The organism is Microbacterium sp. NPDC057658 (assembly GCF_042799975.1).
In the GTDB taxonomy this organism is placed as follows: domain Bacteria; phylum Actinomycetota; class Actinomycetes; order Actinomycetales; family Microbacteriaceae; genus Microbacterium.
In genome coordinates this window covers 140,284-156,571 of record NZ_JBHVHT010000002.1, presented here as the reverse complement: position 1 = coordinate 156,571, position 16,288 = coordinate 140,284, and the positions used below count along the sequence as shown (strand labels likewise).

Here is a 16,288-nt window from a genome sequence, read left to right as displayed (position 1 = left end):
CGGGCCCGGGGCCCGTACGGTGTCAGCTGGAGCGCTCGGCGAGAGTCTCGGCGAATCGGGTGAGCGCTTCGCGCACGGTGCCGCGCGGAAGGGCGGTGAGGGCGTCGATCGCCTCCTGCGTCCACGCGTGGGCGAGCTCGAGGGTCTTCTGGGTGACGGCGTGGTCGCGGAGCTCGTCCAGCGGTCCGTCGAGGATCGCCGGGTCGGCGCCGTCGGCGATGAGGGCCACACCGTCGTCGATGCGGGCGGCGAGGTCGGCTGCGGCGTCGTCGTCCTCCGCCTTGAGCAGGAGGTATGGCATGGTCGGGACGCCCGCGCGCAGGTCGGTGCCCGGGACCTTGCCCGTCTCCTCGGGCTTGGCCGACAGGTCGATCACGTCGTCGAGGAGCTGGAAGGCGACGCCGATCTTCTCGCCGTAGACGCGCAGCGGCTCCTCGTACTCCGCCGGGGCGTTCGAGAAGATCACGCCGCCCTGGGTGGCCGCCGCGATCAGCGAACCGGTCTTGTCCGCGAGCACCTGGATGTAGAACGCGATCGGGTCGTCGTCCGGCTGCGGACCGAGGGTCTCGTGCATCTGCCCGAGGACGAGGCGCTCGAACGTGTCGGCCTGGAGCCGGATGGCGCGCTCGCCGAGCCGCGACATGAGCTGGCTGGCGCGCGAGAAGAGGATGTCGCCGGTGAGGATGGCGATGTTGTTGCCCCACACCGTCTGCGCGGCGGGGACACCGCGGCGGCGGTCCGCGCCGTCCATGACGTCGTCGTGATACAGCGAGCCGAGGTGCGTGATCTCCAGCGCCTTCGCGACGTCGATCACCTCTCGGGTGTTGCCGTCGCCGAGCTGGGCCGCGAGCAGCGTGAGGACGGGGCGGATGCGCTTGCCGCCGGCCTCGTACAGATAGCGGCTGGCGGCGTCGGCGAGGGGGTCGGCGACACGCACGTCGTCCGCGAGCCCGGTCTCGACCAGCTCCAGTCCGTCTTCGATGGTGCGGGCGATGCGACGCGCGGCGGGACCGACGAAGACGCGATCGCTGAAGCCGAGACGGCTCGCGAGTCGCGAACCCGGGGCGCTGGGGCTCGAAGTCACGCTCCCAGCCTACCTGCGTCGGGTGCCGCCGTTCGCGCCGTGCTCACGCGGGCTTGCGCGCCCGGTGCAGGGCCACGATGCCGAAGGTGAGGTTGCGGTAGGCGACATCCTGCCAGCCGGCCTCCCTGATCCATTCGGACAGCCGCTTCTGGTCGGGCCAGTCGCGGATCGACTCGTTCAGATAGTCGTAGGCGTCGCCGTTCGTTCCGGCGACCCGGGCCACGCGCGGGAGCACCTGCGCGTTGTAGAACCGGTAGGCCCCGCGGAACAGCTTCCCCGGAGGCGTGGAGAACTCGTTGATGACGAGGCGGCCGCCCGGCTTGGTCACCCGGTAGAGCTCGCGCAGCGCCTTCTTCGGGTCGTTCACGTTGCGCAGCGCGTACGACATCGTCACCGCGTCGAACTCCTCGTCCGCGAACGGCAGGGCGGTGGCATCCGCCTGCACGAAGGAGAGGTTGCGCATCGCTCCATGGCGACGCTGCCCCTCGGCGAGCATGCCGGGCGAGAAGTCCGCCGCGACGACCTGCGCGCCGCTGCGGGCGAGGGAGGCGGAGGAGGATGCCGTGCCCGCTCCGAGATCGAGGATGCGCTCCCCCGGCTTCGGGGCGACGGCGCGGGTGGTCGCGGCCCGCCACAGCGCGTCGTTGCCGAACGTCATCGCGGTGTTCGTGCGGTCATACCCGGCGGCGACCTGGTCGAACATGCCGCTGACGCGGGCGGGGTCCTTGCCGAGATCGGCGCGGTTCTTGTCGTTCGCGGTCACGCGTCCAGTCTAGGCGCGAGGTCCAGCGCTTCGAGTCGGTCCAGCCAGGGATCGGCCGTGGCGTCGTCGAACGGCGCCGTGCGTTCCCTGACCCTCGTCTCGAGGTCGAGCGCCAGCTCCTCCAGATGCCGCATGACGGGGGCCGGGTAGCCGTAGCGGGCGCTGTGCTCCGCCCACTCGTCGCGGTCGTCGACCCAGGTGCCGCGCTCGCCCTCCACACGGACGACGTCGAGGTCCATGTCGATGCCCGTCGCGAGCAGCGGGTCGTCCGACCACCGCACGTCCCACCCGAGATCGATGTAGACACGCATCCCCCGGGGGTGCCGGCGATTGACGGTGAGCGCGAAGTCGGCGCTCGGCGGGACAAGGGTGACGTTCGGCGTGGCCGCGTGGAACTCCGCCCCCGGGCGGGCGCTGTGCCAGCCGGTGGGCTGCCCCATCCAGTCGCCCCACCGGTCGGCACCGAGGTACACGCACTCGTGGCGCCAGTGCGGCGACCCGTCCCACTTGCGCCACTGGAAGATCATCTCGGCACCGGCTGCGGGACGCGCATCGCTCATCCGCCCACCCTACGTCCGCGGAATAGGCTGGAGTCGTGCAGCACACCCCCCTGGTCGTGGAGACCCGAGAGATCGATCCGGTCGAAGACCTCCTCTCCTTCGCGGACCCCGCCCGCCCGCTCGCCTGGTTCCGCCGCGGCGACGGGATCGTTGCGGTGGGTGATCCGGTCGCCGAGCTCCGCCCGTCGGCCGAGGAGGGGCGCACCCGCGCCGAGACCCTCGCGGCGCTCTGGCAGGGGCTCGCGGCGGCGGCCGAGGTCTCCGATCCGCTGCGTCTCCCCGGAACCGGACTCGTCGCGTTCGGGGCCTTCACCTTCGACGAGGACTCGCGCGCCGACAGCGTGCTCGTCATCCCGTCGCGGATCCTCGGCCGCCACGGCGACCGCTTCTGGGAGACCCGCATCCACCGCTCCGACGACGAGCGTGCGCCGGGTGCCGTCGAGGCCGCGGAGTACGGACCGCACTGGGCGGGCACCGTGGGCCCCGGAGCGCAGAGCCCCCAGGGCTACCAGGACGCCGTGCGGGGCGCGCTGGCGCGCATCGCGGACGGCGAGCTCAGCAAGGTGGTCCTCGCCCGCGACCTCCAGGGCACCATCCCCGCGGGCTCCGACCTGCGGCGACTCGTCCGCGCGCTGGCCACCGGATACCCGGACACCTGGGTCTTCGCGGTCGACGGACTGATCGGCGCGAGCCCGGAGACCCTCGTCACGGTGCAGGACCGGACGGTGACCGCTCGTGTGCTGGCCGGAACGATCGGGCGCGGGGCCGACGCCGACGCGGACACCGCCGCCTCCGCGCACCTCGCCTCCAGCACCAAGGACCTCGACGAGCACCAGTACGCCGTGCAGAGCGTGCTCGCGTCCCTCCGCCCGTACACCAGGGCCCTGGCGGCGAGCGAGCAGCCCTTCCTGCTCAAGCTGCCCAACCTCTTCCACCTCGCGACCGATGTGGAAGGCGAGCTGGAGAACGGCCGCTCGGCCCTCGACCTCGTGCGCGCACTCCACCCGACCGCGGCCGTCGCCGGCACCCCGACACCGACGGCCATCGCCGCCATCCGGGAGCTCGAACCGTTCGACCGCGAGCGCTACGCCGGACCGGTCGGCTGGGTCGACGCGGACGGCAACGGCGAGTGGGCCATCGCCCTGCGGTGCGCGCAATTCACGACGACGGACGACGCGATCGCGGTCACCGCCTACGCCGGGGCCGGGATCGTCGCCGGATCCGATCCCGAGAGCGAGCTCCTCGAGACCCGGGTGAAGTTCCGCCCGCTCGTCGACGCGCTGGCCTGAGCCCCCCCCGGTCAGCTCGCGGCGAGGCGCTTCTTCTCGGCCTCGACGTCGAAGTCGGCGACCGGCCACTGCGGATCGATGTCCTCGAGGGCGGCCAGCAGCAGTTCCTGCACGGCCAGCCGCGCGTACCACTTCGCGTTCGCCGGCACGACGTACCAGGGCGCAGCCTCGGTCGACGTGCGATCGAAGACGGTCTGGTACGCCTCCATGTACTGCGGCCACAGCATCCGCTCGTCGACGTCGCCCGGGTTGTACTTCCAGTGCTTGTCCGGGCGCTCCAGGCGCTCCATCAGCCGCGCCTTCTGCTCCTCCGGGGAGATGTGCAGCATGACCTTGACGATGCGGACGCCGGACGCCGCGACGCGCTCCTCGAACGCGTTGATCGCGTCGTAGCGCCGCTCGATCTCGGGGGCGTCGGCGAGCTGCCGCACCCGTCCGATGAGCACGTCCTCATAGTGCGAGCGGTCGAAGACCCCGATGAACCCGGGCTCCGGCAGCCTCTTCTCGACGCGCCACAGGAAGTCGTGCTGCCGCTCCTCCGCCGTCGGCGCCTTGAACGCGGCGAGCGCGACGCCCTGCGGATCGACGCCCCCGACCACGTGCCGGACGATGCCGCCCTTGCCTGCGGAGTCCATCGCCTGCAGGACGAGCAGCACCGCGTCCTGCGCCGTGCCCACCCGACTCTCGGCGAACAGCCGCTCCTGCAGGTCGTTCAGGCGTTCGAGACCGGCTTCGAGGTCGGCCGTGCCGCGGGACTTGCCGTGGTCGTAGCCGGGCTTGCTGTCGGGATCGACGTCGGCGAGGCGGAAGCCGGGCCGCACCCGCAGGTTCTGCGTCCAGGTGTGCGCGTTCATACGCACATGATGCCAGTCACCGCGGCAGCGGCACCTCGATGATCTGGCGACCGCCACGCGGCGTCGTCAGCGCCTGGTCGAGAGCGGTCCGCGTGGTGACCCGCTGATACTCCCAGCCGTAGGCGAGCGCGATGTGCTCCAGGCGCACCCCGTGCGGGGTGTAGAACACGCGATCGAGGTGCGCGGCCGGCGCGGTGCCCGCCACCTCCAGGCCGTCGAAGATCGTGCCGCCGCCGTCGTTGCCGACGATGACCTGGAGTCGCGGCTCCGTCTCGTCGCTCGGAAACATCAGCGCACCGACGTCGTGGAGGAACGCGAGGTCGCCGAGCAGCACCCGGGTCACGCCCGGAGCCCCGGCGGCCTGGCTGGCGACGGCGATGCCCGTGGCGGTGGCGATCGTGCCGTCGATCCCGGCGAGACCGCGGTTGGCGTGCACGGGGACCTTCTTGCCGCCGAGCACCTCGTCGGCGACGCGGACCAGGCGGGACGACCCGAACACCAGACGGTCATGCGGCCAGGTGGCCCGCCACACCGCATCCACGAGGCGCTCGCGATCGAGCGGGCGTCGCACGGCGTCGAGCTCCGCGCGCACAGCGTCGCGGCGGGCGGCGAAGTCGGTGGAGGAGAGCCCCTCGGTGTCCGGGGCGTTCTCGCTGAGATCCACGGCCTCGTCGGCGGCGGCCCGCATCCACGCGCCGAGCCACTCCCGGTCGGTCTCCCCCTGGGCGACCGTGACGGCCGCGACGGCGCGCGTGCGGTGATTCAGATTCAGCTCCTCGCCGCCCCTGCGGACCGCGATCACCTCCACGTCCGCGCGGGACAGCAGCCGTGCGGCCTCGCGGCTGAGCGTCGGGTGTCCGAGCACGACCACCCGTTCGATGCGTCCGCCGAGGTCGTCGCGGGACAGCAGCCGGCGATACCCATGCACCACCTGGCGTCCGAAGCGTGCGCCGCTGACGATCTCCGCGATGAGCGGCCACCCGCCGGAATGGGCGATCTCCTCCGCCGCGGCACCCGCATCGGCGCCCGCGAGGACAACTGTTCGCGGCCCGCGCTCCAGCGCGAACGCCTCCGGCTCCGGCAGGCGCGGCGCCTCCCCCGGTGTCAGCGTCCGTGTCGGCATCGCGCCCGACAGCGGTTCCCGGGACGGCAGGTTCAGGTGCACCGGGCCGGCGACGCCGGGAAGCCCGGACTCGGGTTCCGCCCCCCCGAGCGCGAGGGCGACCACGCGCGCGGCGAGGCCGTCCCACTCGCCGTCTCCGGGAACGGGCGCGTCGATCTGCGCCCGGACCCAGGGGTGGAACAAACCCTCCTGGATGGTCGCCTGATTCGCACCGACTCCCCGCAGCTCGGGAGGCCGATCGGCGGTGAGCAGCAGCAGCGGCACCCCGGAGTGGAAGGCCTCCATCGTGGCCGGGAGGAGGTTCGCGACAGCCGTGCCGCTGGTGCACACGAGCGCGACGGGGACCCGGGTCTCCCGTGCGATGCCCAGGGCGGTGAACCCGGCGACCCGCTCGTCGATCCGCACGTGCACGCGCAGCGCGCCCTCGTCGGCGAAGGCCGCCGCGGCCAGCGCGAGAGCCTGTGACCGCGAGCCGGGAGAGAGCACGACATCACGGACGCCGTGGGACACGAGGTCGGCGAACAGGGAGGCCGCGGCCTCCATCGCCGGCGACGACGTCACGGGCGCGGATCCGCGGCGGGCGGCTCGTCGGTCTCCTCGTCGAGCCGCGCGAGCTCCTCCTCGAGACGACGGATGCGGGCGTCCTGCTCCGCCTTGCTGATGCTGCGGAGGAAAGCGGGGTCGTCGTCGGGAGCGACGGTGCGCGGCACGCCCTGGTCGTTCGCCCGGCGACGGCCGATGACGAACCAGAGGATCCCGCCGATGACGGGGATGAGGACGACGATGGCGACCCAGGCGGCCTTGGGCACGCCCCGGTGCCGCGTCGCCGGCTGCACGGCACAGTCGACGATGCTGTACACCCAGAACACGGCGGCGAGGAAGCCGCCGACGATCAGTAGTCTCGCCACCCCTCCAGTGTAGGCATGTCGGGGTCGGACGGGCCCGGGGCGGGCAAAGCGTCCGTTGCTAGACTGCGCGGGACATGCCGCCCCTCGCCCCCGTCCCGACGCCGCGAGCGCGCGCCGAGCGGGTCCTGCGGAGCCGGATCGTCATCGCCGTCGGCCTCGCGCTCCTGCTCGTCGTCGGCGCATGGTCGACCTCGCACGGGACGGCGGAGGCGCACGCGACCCTGTGCCTCGCCCCGGGCGTCTCGCAGGCCTCCGACACCGCAGGGACCGCAGGACCGGTCGCCGAGCCCGCTCCCGCGGATCCGGCCGCCGACGCGGCGGCGTGCGCGATGGCCGCCCTCTGCTGCGTCGCCCTCGTCCTCCTCTTCCGTCATCTGCGCACGCGCAGCGGGATCCGTCTCCGCGGCCTCCTCCCGCTGGCGACCGCTCCCCTCCGCGCCGGCCCCCGCCCGTTCCTGCCCGCGGTCTCGCTCATCCAGCTCTCCATCTCCCGCACCTGATCCGACGCCGGCTCCGGCCGCCTCCGCGGCACCCCTCGTCGTATCACCCGTGTTTGGAGACCCCATGAAGACCCCCGTCAAGGCGACCCTCATCGCCGTCGCCGTCGCCGTCGTGCTGCTCGTCGTCGGCATCGTCTATGCCCTCAGCCAGCAGCCCGCGCAGCCCGATCCCGAGGCCGGCGAGAAGCTGCCGACCGTCCGCACCGACTCCCACGTGCTCGACGAGGGCGGCCCCGACGCCGTCACGGTCGTCGAGTTCCTCGACTTCGAGTGCGAGGCCTGCGGCGCGTTCTACCCGATCGTGGAGGAGTTGCGCGCCACCTACGACGGCGACATCCGGTACGTCACCCGGTACTTCCCCCTGCCCGGGCACGTGAACTCGACCCAGGCCGCGCTGGCCGCCGAGGCCGCCGCGCAGCAGGGCCGCTACGAGGACATGTTCCACCGCCTGTTCGAGACCCAGGCGCAGTGGGGCGAGCAGTCGACGGAGACGCCGGAGGTGTTCCGCGCGTTCGCCGAGGAGCTCGGGCTCGACCTGGCCGCGTACGACGCCGCGGTCGCCGATCCGGCGACCCTCGCCCGTGTGCAGCAGGACAAGCGCGACGGCGAGCGGCTGGGCGTGAGCAGCACCCCGACCTTCTTCGTCGACGGCGAGAAGGTCGAGCTCGTCGAGTGGAACGACCTGGAGGAGGCGATCGCCGCGGCCGTCGCCGAGTGATCCGGTCGGTGGGGTCGCCCAGCGGCGGCCCCACCTCTACGCTGAGCGCATGACCTCGGAGCGCCCCTCGTCGGCCCGCCTCCTGTTCGGGGCCCTGCGGACCACGCCGGCGACGCTGACGATGATCGGTCTCGTGCTGCTCACAGGCGTGGTCTGGCAGGGGCTGTGGCGGCCGTTCGAGGACTCGGCCCTCTTCCCCGCCGTCGCCTACGGGCTGCCGAGCCTGGCTGAGGACAAGTGGTGGACGCCGGTCACGGGGACGTTCTTCGTCAACCAGCCCTGGGTGTACCTCTTCACCATCGCCGGGTTCTGGGGTATGGGCTACCTGGAGCACCGCCGCGGCACCCGGGTCGCCCTCGCCTACTTCACGGTCGGACAGCTCTTCGCGATCTTCGCGACGGCTCTGTTCCTGCTGCTGGTGTCGCAGCTGCCGTGGGCGTGGGCGCAGACCCAGGCGCAGGCCCTCGACGTCGGCGCGTCCGGCGGCACCATGGCGTGCATCGCCGCCGCCGTCGGGCTCTTCCGTCCGCCGTGGCGGGTGCGCGCGTGGCTGGTGCTCCTCGGATTCGTGTTCGTCGCGATGATGTTCTGGGGAAAGCTGGCCGACCTGGAGCATCTGTTCGCGGTGCTGCTCATCCTCTTCGTCGACCGGAGCCTGCGCGTGCGGCGCACGACGGTCCGGGAGCAGCGGCTGATCGCCGTGATGGCCGTGCTCACGCTCGTGGCCATCGAGATCATCACGGTCCTCGTGCCGACCGATGGCCCGTTCGGCCCCACGGACCCGGCATCGGGCGGATTCATCGACACGGCGATCGACGTCGCGGTGATCCTGGTCATCGCGAACGGCCTGCGGCGCGGTCGCCGCTGGGCGTGGGTCGTCGCCGTCATCCTCGGACCTCTCAACGTGCTGGCCGCCACCCTCGTGCTGGTCCTCATCATCCTCACGAGCGAAGCACAGCTCGAGATGGTGATCGACGCGGAGACCGAGCTCACGCTCGCCACGGGCGTGCTCTGGGCTCTCGTGCTCGTGTATCTCGTCGCGGTGCGGCGGGCGTTCCGCGCACGGCGCACGACGGCTCTGGGCCGGCAGCCCGCCCCGACCGCAGACGAACTCCGGCGCGAACTGCGGGCGCACGGCGGGGGCACCCTGTCCTGGATGACGACCTGGGAGGGCAACGGCTACGCCCGCGTGGACGGCGGGATCGTGGCCTATCAGCGCCGCAACGGCGTCGCCCTGGCCCTCGCCGACCCGATCGGGCCGGCGGAGTCCCGTGCGGCGGCGGTGCGCGACTTCATCCGCACGGCCGAGGACGCCGGACTCGTGCCGTGCTTCTTCAGTGCGGACGAGGCGACGAGAGAGGCGGTCCCGGAGACCTGGCGCAGCCTGGTGGTGGCGGACGACACGATCGTCGACCTCCCGGGTCTCACCTTCACCGGCAAGCGCTGGCAACCGGTGCGCACCTCCCTCAACCGGGCGGGGCGGGAGCAGATGACCTTCCGGCTCACCCACCTCGCCGCGGAGACCTGGGGCCTGCGGCAGCAGCTCCGCGCGATCTCGGAGGCGTGGGTCGGCGACAAGGACCTTCCGGAGATGCGGTTCACGCTCGGGACCCTGGAGGAGGCGGAGGACCCCGAGGTCCGCCTCGCGCTCGCGATCGCTCCGAACGGCGACGTCGACGGCTTCCTCTCCTGGCTGCCCGTGTACGGGGAGGGCGGGGTGGTGCGCGGCTGGACCCTCGACCTCATGCGACGCCGCGAGGGCGGTTTCGGACCGGTGATGGAGTACCTGATCGGCGCCTCCGCCCAGCAGTTCTCGGAGGAGGGCGCCGAGATCATGTCGCTCTCCGGCGCTCCGCTCGCGCACGACTACCCGCCGGACGCGGGCGTGATCGCCGCGTTAAGCGAGCGTCTCGCCGACGCGCTCGAGCCCGTCTACGGCTTCCGTTCGCTGCACCGTTTCAAGGAGAAGTTCCACCCCCGCTACGAGACCCTCTACCTCCTCTTCCGCGACGAGAGCGACCTCACCCGTATCGGCGGAGCCCTCACCCGGGCCTTCCTCCCCGATGCCACGCTGCGGCAGTTCGCCGGGGCGGGGGTGGAGCTCGTCCGCGGGGAGCGCTGACCCCGCGGACCATCGACGCTGCGCCGGGTCCTTCTGCTCAGAGCCGCGCCTCGGCCACCTCGACGGCCTCCTGCGCCTGCGGCTCACGCTTCGCCGTGTTCGCGATGTGCGCCCGCGCGACGACCAGTGCGGCGACGACCATGATCCCGACGCCCAGCCAGTACGGCGCGGCATGGCTGACCGCGGTATAGAGGGCGGCCGCGATCAACGGGGCGATCGTGCCCATCGCGGCGTTGAGGGACTGCGTGGCCCCTCCGAGCCAGCCCTGCTCGTCGTCGCCGACGGCGTTGGACATCGCCCCGTCCATCGCAGCCTGCGCCGCGCCCTGACCGGCGGCGAGCAGGAGCGCCCCGACGATGAAGAGCCACGGCTGGGCGAGCAGCGAGGCCACGATCGCGAGGCCGGCGAGACCGACCGCCTGCGCGGTGATGGCGCTGACGATCACGCCGCGCTCCCCCATCCGCGGCAGCAGGATGCCGAGCAGCACGCCCTGGATGAGGATGTCGATGATGCCCACGCCTGCCGTGAGCAGGCCGATCTGCGTCGGCCCCCACTGGATGGCGTCGAGGGCCAGCACGCTGAAGTTGTTCACGAAGAATCCGAACGGCAGCGCGAGCAGTGCGAACGCGATCATCAGCCCGCGGAGCTCGGGCCGACCGAACGCGGTACGGAACACCCCGAACGGCTGGACGTCGCGGAGAGCGATCCGGGCAATGCGGTTCTCCGGCCGCAGGCTCTCGGGCAGCAGGAAGATGCTGAGGACCGCGATCGTGAGCCCGACCGCCGCGGTGAGGAACACGGGCAGGCGCAGGTCGATCGCGGCGAGCAGACCGCCGATGGCGGGGCCGATCATGGTGCCGATGCCGGTCAGCGCGCCGAGGAGGCCGAAGCGCTGCGCGCGCTTCTCGGGCGGCGTGATGTCGGCCAGGTAGGCGAACAGCGCGGGGAGGTCTCCGGCCGTCAGCCCCTGGATGACACGGGCGAGCACGAGCACCCAGATCGCCCCGCCCACGCCGAACAGCGCCATCGAGAAGGCCGCGCCGAACGCCGCGACGATGATGACGGGTCGTCGTCCGAACCGGTCGGAGAGCCGCCCCAGGAGCGGTGCGGCGAGGAAGGCGCACAGGCCGTTGACCGCTTCCAGCACGCCGACCCAGAGAGCGAGGTCGTGTTCGTGCGCGACGTACTGCAGCACGACGAACGGCAGGACAGGAAGGACGACGGTCATGCCGATGACCGTGAGCATCGTCAGGACGACGAGCATGACCCAGGCGCGGCCGGCGCCGCGAACGGGGAGATGAGGTGAAGTCATACCGAAAGTGTATCGATACCAGTTTTGGTGTCAATACAGTTTTGGTTCGGACGCGCGATAAGGTGGCCGCATGACGACGCCCCCGCCCCCGGGCCGCCGCGAGCGCAAGAAGGCCGCGACCCGCAAGAACATCTCCGACGTGGCCACCCGGATGTTCCTGGAGCGCGGGTTCGACAACGTGAGCATCCGCGAGGTCGCCGACGCCGCCGACGTTTCCCCCACCACCGTGTTCGCCCACTTCCCGCAGAAGGAGGCTCTCGTCTTCGACGAGGACGACGAGCAGCGCGATCGCCTCGTCTCGGCGGTGCGCGACCGGCCGACCGGCGTGACGATCAACCGGGCCATCCACGACTTCTACGCCGCCGAGGTCGGCGCCAACCTCGACGAGCACGGCGACGACGTGGCCCGCGTCTTCCTGCGCTTCCTCAACGAGACGCCGGCGCTCCGCGACTACGCGTCGAAGATGTGGCTGCGCCATGAGGATGCGCTCGCCGCGGCCATCGCCGACGAGCTCGGCATCCCGACCCCCACTCCCGAGGTCCGGGTGTACGCGCGGTTCGTCCTGCAGATGCAGATCCTCGTCACCGAGAGCGACGACCAGCAGGCGGTGCTCGACGCCGGCTCCGCGCTCCTCGAACACGGCTGGGCCCCGATCGAGGAGCAGCTCACCGGCTCGCGGAGCGCACAGACGGGTCCGGACGTCAGTCCTCGCGGGGGCGCCGCCGCAGGCTCTTGACGTCGGTGCGGCGGTGCTTCGCCGTCAGCCGCCGCTCCTTCGATCCCCGACTCGGCTTCGTCGCCCGTCGGGCCGGCGCCGGCGGACGTATCGCCTCCGCGACGAGCGCGGCGAGCCGTTCCCTGGCTGCTTCCCGATTGCGCAACTGTGCGCGGTGCTCGGACGCGGCGATCGTCAGCACGCCGTCGACCAGCCGTCCGCGGAGCCGCTCCAGGATCCGCTCGCGCTGCGTCGGCGACACGGCCCCCGAATGCGCCGCATCCCACACCAGCTCGACCCGGGAGTCCGTGGTGTTCACGCCCTGACCGCCAGGCCCCGACGATCGGGAGAACCGCCAGGACAGCTCGGCCTCCGGGATCGTCAGACCCGCGGAGACCCGGAGTCCGGGGCGAGGGGCGGAAGGCATGCCTCCATCATCCGGGATGAGCGGCCGAGCATGGGACCGAGTGGACGCGACGGCGGGAGTCGAACCCGCAACGCCTCCGGATATGAGCCGGGGCCCGGGACCGCCCGGATCGCCGCGATGGGGATGACGTTACCCGGCCGTGATCCTCCCCGCCAGGACCGTTGCCTGGGATAACACCATGAGTCGCCGGATGACGAGAACCGCTAGCGTCGCTGCCGCGCGTCGTCAACCGGTTCGACCGCGCCGCGCCGCCCCCGTACCGTCGCTCGCACCGATGACGCCCGAGCAGGAGGCCGACATGTCCGAATCTCAGCACAACGACAAGACCCCGACGCCGATGGCGGAGGCCGGAGAGCCGCAGGCGCGGCTGGAGGCCGAGGCCCGCCGCGCGATCGTGACCGGTGCCGACTCCGGGATCGGTCGTGCCACCGCCGTCGCCCTCGCCGCAGCGGGTATCGACGTCGGCATCACCTGGCACCGCGACGAGGCCGGCGCCCAGGAGACCGCGGACGAGGTGCGCAGCCACGGCGCCCGCGCGGTGGTGACGCAGCTCGACGTCTCCGACATCCCCGCCTGCGGCGACGTCATCGACGGGCTGATCGCAGAGCTCGGCGGCGTCGACGTGTTCGTCAACAACGCGGGTGCCGGACTCCAGACCCCGTTCCTCGACGTCACGCTCGACGAGTGGAACCGTGTGCTCGACACCGACCTCACCGGCGCCTTCGTCTGCCTGCAGCGAGCGGCCCGGTCGATGGTCGCCGCGGGGCGCGGCGGACGTCTCATCGCCGTCACCAGCGTGCACGAGCACCAGCCGATGGTGGGGGCGAGCGCGTACGACACCGCCAAGCATGGTCTCGGCGGACTCATGAAGAACCTCGCACTCGAGCTCGGCCGGTACGGGATCAGCGCCGTGAGCGTGGCCCCCGGTGAGATCGCGACCCCGATGACCGGGCAGACCGACACCGACCCGCACGCCGAGGACCGTCCCGGCATTCCGCTCGGCCGCCCGGGCGATGCCCGCGAGGTGGCCGCCCTGATCGCCTTCCTCGCGTCGCCCGAGGCCGCGTACATCTCCGGCGCCTCGGTCGTGATCGACGGCGGCATGCTCCAGATGGGGCCCCAGGCGGGTGCGGCGATCGAGAGCCACGACTGGCGCACGGTCTGAGCACGACACAGGCGGCGTCGAGGAGGGCGGACGCTGAGGTGTGGCCCGCACCCGAACGAGCCACACCCCCAGTGCGTTGCACTGCCGGATGCGAGCATCCGGTGAACCGCCACCGTGAGGCGACGGCCACCTCGCGGCGGTACTGGCCCCCACCAGCGGACCGCGAGGAGTCGTCGAGCGCGACTCCATGAAGATCAGCACTCAACACGTAACACGATACAACTGTCTGTTCGATCGTGCGAATCGACCTAGGTCAATCCGTGAAAATTCGCATGCGGTCTCCGGATCGGCGACGATGGACGGATGCGCTGGCCGTGGAACACGATGTGGCGCCCGATGCGTCGGCGCCGCCGGCGGGGCGGCATCGAGCTGCGCTGGCTCACCGCCCGCTCCTGGACGCAGCGCTGGTACCCCCAGGGCATCGACGTCGGCGAGCGCCGCGGACGGCGCGCCCTCGCAGTGAGCTGGTTCCGCCAGGATGCTTCAGGGCGCCACCTCGCCTCGCGGGTCGTGCTCGTGGACCGCGAGCGCGCCCGCCGCATCGACATCGTGCTGGCGGTCGCCGACGACGACGGCGTCCTGCAGCCCGCGCCCATCCATGCGGGCGGTCTCGCCTGGTTCGGCGACCGCCTGTTCGCGGCGGCGACAGGGCAGGGCATCTGGGAGTTCGACCTGGGGGCGCTCCGGCGCGTGCACGGCACGGAGGCGCAGCGGATCCGCGGCGGCACCAGCCGCCGGGACCGGCGGACGACGGTCGTCGCGGTGCGGACGCGGCGCCACCCGGTGGCGCTGCGGTGCTCCTTCCTCGGTCGCGTGTTCGACGCGGACGGGACGCCGCTCCCCCGCGTGCTCATCGGCGAGTACCGGGGTCAGGAGACCGGGGCTATCGGCGAGTTCACGATCCCCGACGGCACCGACGACGGCTTCGTCGAACACGAGCGGTTCACTCCCGGCATCCGGCACATGCAGGGGGCCGTGCGGTGGGGCGACCGCTACTTCGTGTCGCAGTCCGACCACCTGCGCCCCGGGATGCTGTGGTCGGGACCTCGCCAGGCCCTCACCCGACACCCGGTGGCCCTGCCGGTCGGCTGCGAGGATCTGGCCCTCGACCCGGATGACGAGCTGCTGTGGACCCTGGGGGAACACCCGTGGCGGCGCGTGGTGCGGGGCATCCCGTTCGCGAGCCTCGGACTCCGGCGTCACAGCGGGAGCACGGAGCGGCGAACGTAGACTGGACGTGTGAAGAAGCCCGCCCCCCTCCTCGTCTACACCGTGCTGCGCCTGCTGGCGTTCCTCGTCCCGCTGGCCATCCTGTGGTTCTTCTTCCCGATCTTCCGCGAGTTCTGGTGGCTGGCGGCGATCTTCGCGGCCCTCATCGGCGCGAGCATCTCGATGCTGTTCCTCCGCACCCCGCTCTCCGACGCGTCCGCCCGCCTGCATGAGCGTCGTCAGGGCAGGGTCTCCGGCCGGCAGGCCGACGCCGCGGCCGAAGACGAGCTCGTCGACGGCGCCTCCGACGACCGCCCCTGACGCAGGCCCGCCGTACACAGCTTCGAAGATCCGAGGCAGGTCCGATTGTTGGACCGGGTCTCAAAACTCTCGGCTAAACCATAGGTTCGACCAGCATCTCGGTCTCTGTGCCCGGGTCGCCGGGCACGACTTCGGAGCGACCGCACGACGCGCCGAGGACAGGCCCGAGACGACGGCATGTCGGTCGCGAGCTCCGAAGCTGTGCCCGGCGAGGCGCGGGAGACGGCGAGCAGGTCAGCCGACGAAGGCCCAGAACAGGGCGCCCGCGTAGAGCAGCGAGGTGAGCGACGTCAGGGCGAGGGCGATGACCAACTCCCGCGGCTGCCGGTAGGTCCAGACGATCACGATCGCGGGGAGGCCGGCGAGAAGGGCGAGCAGCGCGATCCAGGCGATCGGGAACAGCAACGCGAGGAACACGGCGATGCCGAACGGCACGAGCACGAAGAGCGTGAAGAGGACCTGCGTGGCGCGGCGGCCGATGAGGACCGTCAACGTGCGTTTGCCGACCTCGCGGTCCTGATCGATGTCGCGGAGGTTGTTGGCCAGCAGCACGGCGCAGGCGAACAGTCCGGCGGCGATCGCTCCCAGCCAGGCCTGCTGCGGGAGCATGAAGACCTGCACCCAGGTGGTGCCGAGAGTGGCGACGAGCCCGAAGAACACGAAGACGAAGACCTCGCCGAGGCCGTAGTACCCGTAGGGCCTCTTGCCCCCGGTGTAGAACCAGGCGGCGACGATGCAGGCCGCACCCACGGCGAGCATCCACCACTGCCCGGTCCGCACGACGATCGCGATACCGACCACCGCGGCGAGCGCGAAGAACACGAGTCCGATGACGAGCACCGTGCGCGGCTTCACCCGCCCGGAGGCCGTGAGCCGCGCCGGGCCGACCCGGTGGGCGTCGGTGCCGCGGATCCCGTCGCTGTAGTCGTTGGTGAAGTTCACGCCGATCTGCAGCAGGACCGCGACGGCGAGGCACGCGAGCGCGATCACCCAGTGGAACTCCGGCCCGGTGCTGCGCGCGGCTCCCGTGCCGATGACGACGGGGGCGATCGCCAGAGGCAGCGTGCGCAGACGAGCCGCGCCGATCCAGTCGCCGATCGTCACGGGACCCGCCTCGACGACCGGCCGCTTGGCCGGGTTGCCGCTGGTGCGCGGCGGGGTGCGCCGACCGGACTTCTTCTTGCGCTGGGAGGATGCTGCCACCCACGGAATCCTAGT

The 16,288-nt window shown here is 71.8% G+C and carries 17 protein-coding genes and 1 tRNA gene; 8 read left to right on the top strand and 10 right to left on the bottom strand.

The window, feature by feature from the left end; translation table 11 throughout:
* Nucleotides 1-22 precede the first annotated feature (22 nt).
* From ACFU8V_RS14100 to ACFU8V_RS14090, 3 genes are read right to left on the bottom strand one after another with little or no spacing between them, the layout of a single operon-like run.
* On the bottom strand, nucleotides 23-1,084 hold the full coding sequence (locus ACFU8V_RS14100) for a polyprenyl synthetase family protein (protein WP_060921235.1): 1,062 nt from the start codon (nucleotides 1,082-1,084) through the stop codon (nucleotides 23-25).
* 43 nt (nucleotides 1,085-1,127) lie between these two features.
* The gene (locus tag ACFU8V_RS14095) at nucleotides 1,128-1,847 is read right to left on the bottom strand and encodes a class I SAM-dependent methyltransferase (RefSeq protein WP_062765270.1); all 720 of its coding nucleotides are present in this window, start codon (nucleotides 1,845-1,847) and stop codon (nucleotides 1,128-1,130) included.
* Entirely contained in the window at nucleotides 1,844-2,407 is a 564-nt protein-coding gene (locus tag ACFU8V_RS14090; RefSeq protein WP_085606400.1) for a DUF402 domain-containing protein, read from the bottom strand. Before ACFU8V_RS14090 ends, ACFU8V_RS14095 begins: the two co-directional genes overlap by 4 nt.
* Nucleotides 2,408-2,442: 35 nt before the next feature.
* On the opposite strand from ACFU8V_RS14090, the gene ACFU8V_RS14085 reads away from it, so the two are divergent.
* Nucleotides 2,443-3,696: an isochorismate synthase MenF gene (locus tag ACFU8V_RS14085; protein ID WP_085606402.1), complete on the top strand. Its 1,254-nt coding sequence runs from the start codon at nucleotides 2,443-2,445 to the stop codon at nucleotides 3,694-3,696.
* Between the two features lie 11 nt (nucleotides 3,697-3,707).
* Here the strand turns inward: ACFU8V_RS14085 and ACFU8V_RS14080 are convergent, their stop codons facing one another.
* Genes ACFU8V_RS14080 through ACFU8V_RS14070 form a run of 3 tightly spaced genes read right to left on the bottom strand, consistent with a single transcriptional unit; the run spans nucleotide 3,708 to nucleotide 6,581 of the window.
* Nucleotides 3,708-4,550 carry a polyphosphate kinase 2 family protein gene (locus ACFU8V_RS14080; RefSeq protein WP_085606404.1) on the bottom strand — a complete coding sequence of 281 codons (843 nt, stop codon included), beginning with the start codon at nucleotides 4,548-4,550 and terminating at the stop codon, nucleotides 3,708-3,710.
* Between the two features lie 16 nt (nucleotides 4,551-4,566).
* Nucleotides 4,567-6,216: a 2-succinyl-5-enolpyruvyl-6-hydroxy-3-cyclohexene-1-carboxylic-acid synthase gene (gene menD, locus ACFU8V_RS14075; RefSeq protein WP_378872818.1), complete on the bottom strand. Its 1,650-nt coding sequence runs from the start codon at nucleotides 6,214-6,216 to the stop codon at nucleotides 4,567-4,569.
* A 14-nt stretch (nucleotides 6,217-6,230) separates the two neighbouring features.
* Nucleotides 6,231-6,581 (bottom strand): PLD nuclease N-terminal domain-containing protein, encoded by a 351-nt coding sequence (locus ACFU8V_RS14070; RefSeq protein WP_025102432.1) that lies wholly within the window; start codon nucleotides 6,579-6,581, stop codon nucleotides 6,231-6,233.
* A 74-nt stretch (nucleotides 6,582-6,655) separates the two neighbouring features.
* On the opposite strand from ACFU8V_RS14070, the gene ACFU8V_RS14065 reads away from it, so the two are divergent.
* The 3 genes from ACFU8V_RS14065 to ACFU8V_RS14055 all read left to right on the top strand — a co-directional run bounded on the left by ACFU8V_RS14065 (nucleotide 6,656) and on the right by ACFU8V_RS14055 (nucleotide 9,921).
* Nucleotides 6,656-7,081, top strand: coding sequence for a hypothetical protein (locus ACFU8V_RS14065; protein ID WP_062765283.1), 426 nt, complete (start codon nucleotides 6,656-6,658; stop codon nucleotides 7,079-7,081).
* A 64-nt stretch (nucleotides 7,082-7,145) separates the two neighbouring features.
* The gene (locus tag ACFU8V_RS14060; RefSeq protein WP_217316518.1) at nucleotides 7,146-7,799 is read left to right on the top strand and encodes a thioredoxin domain-containing protein; all 654 of its coding nucleotides are present in this window, start codon (nucleotides 7,146-7,148) and stop codon (nucleotides 7,797-7,799) included.
* Between the two features lie 49 nt (nucleotides 7,800-7,848).
* Nucleotides 7,849-9,921, top strand: coding sequence for a bifunctional lysylphosphatidylglycerol flippase/synthetase MprF (locus ACFU8V_RS14055; RefSeq protein ID WP_378872211.1), 2,073 nt, complete (start codon nucleotides 7,849-7,851; stop codon nucleotides 9,919-9,921).
* Nucleotides 9,922-9,958: 37 nt separating this feature from the next.
* Here ACFU8V_RS14055 and ACFU8V_RS14050 read toward each other — a convergent pair whose 3' ends face one another.
* On the bottom strand, nucleotides 9,959-11,233 hold the full coding sequence (locus ACFU8V_RS14050) for an MFS transporter (protein ID WP_238695597.1): 1,275 nt from the start codon (nucleotides 11,231-11,233) through the stop codon (nucleotides 9,959-9,961).
* A 70-nt stretch (nucleotides 11,234-11,303) separates the two neighbouring features.
* Here ACFU8V_RS14050 and ACFU8V_RS14045 point away from each other — a divergent pair, with 70 nt between their 5' ends.
* Entirely contained in the window at nucleotides 11,304-11,969 is a 666-nt protein-coding gene (locus tag ACFU8V_RS14045) for a TetR/AcrR family transcriptional regulator (RefSeq protein ID WP_062765296.1), read from the top strand.
* Here the strand turns inward: ACFU8V_RS14045 and arfB are convergent.
* Together arfB and ACFU8V_RS14035 are read right to left on the bottom strand one after the other, a co-directional pair.
* Nucleotides 11,935-12,375, bottom strand: coding sequence for an alternative ribosome rescue aminoacyl-tRNA hydrolase ArfB (gene arfB, locus ACFU8V_RS14040; protein ID WP_062765299.1), 441 nt, complete (start codon nucleotides 12,373-12,375; stop codon nucleotides 11,935-11,937). The two genes, ACFU8V_RS14045 and arfB, sit on opposite strands and share 35 nt — an antisense overlap.
* A gap of 41 nt (nucleotides 12,376-12,416) precedes the next feature.
* Nucleotides 12,417-12,492 (bottom strand) — tRNA-Met (locus tag ACFU8V_RS14035).
* Nucleotides 12,493-12,712: 220 nt separating this feature from the next.
* Between ACFU8V_RS14035 and ACFU8V_RS14030 the strand changes: the two genes are divergently transcribed.
* From ACFU8V_RS14030 to ACFU8V_RS14020, 3 genes are all read left to right on the top strand, one after another.
* The gene (locus tag ACFU8V_RS14030; protein ID WP_338567248.1) at nucleotides 12,713-13,540 is read left to right on the top strand and encodes an SDR family oxidoreductase; all 828 of its coding nucleotides are present in this window, start codon (nucleotides 12,713-12,715) and stop codon (nucleotides 13,538-13,540) included.
* A gap of 303 nt (nucleotides 13,541-13,843) precedes the next feature.
* Nucleotides 13,844-14,770, top strand: coding sequence for a hypothetical protein (locus tag ACFU8V_RS14025; protein ID WP_378872206.1), 927 nt, complete (start codon nucleotides 13,844-13,846; stop codon nucleotides 14,768-14,770).
* Nucleotides 14,771-14,779: 9 nt separating this feature from the next.
* Nucleotides 14,780-15,070, top strand: coding sequence for a DUF4229 domain-containing protein (locus ACFU8V_RS14020; protein ID WP_062765306.1), 291 nt, complete (start codon nucleotides 14,780-14,782; stop codon nucleotides 15,068-15,070).
* A 234-nt stretch (nucleotides 15,071-15,304) separates the two neighbouring features.
* On the opposite strand, the gene ACFU8V_RS14015 is transcribed toward ACFU8V_RS14020, so the two are convergent.
* The gene (locus ACFU8V_RS14015) at nucleotides 15,305-16,273 is read right to left on the bottom strand and encodes a 1,4-dihydroxy-2-naphthoate polyprenyltransferase (protein ID WP_366215376.1); all 969 of its coding nucleotides are present in this window, start codon (nucleotides 16,271-16,273) and stop codon (nucleotides 15,305-15,307) included.
* Nucleotides 16,274-16,288: the final 15 nt, after the last annotated feature.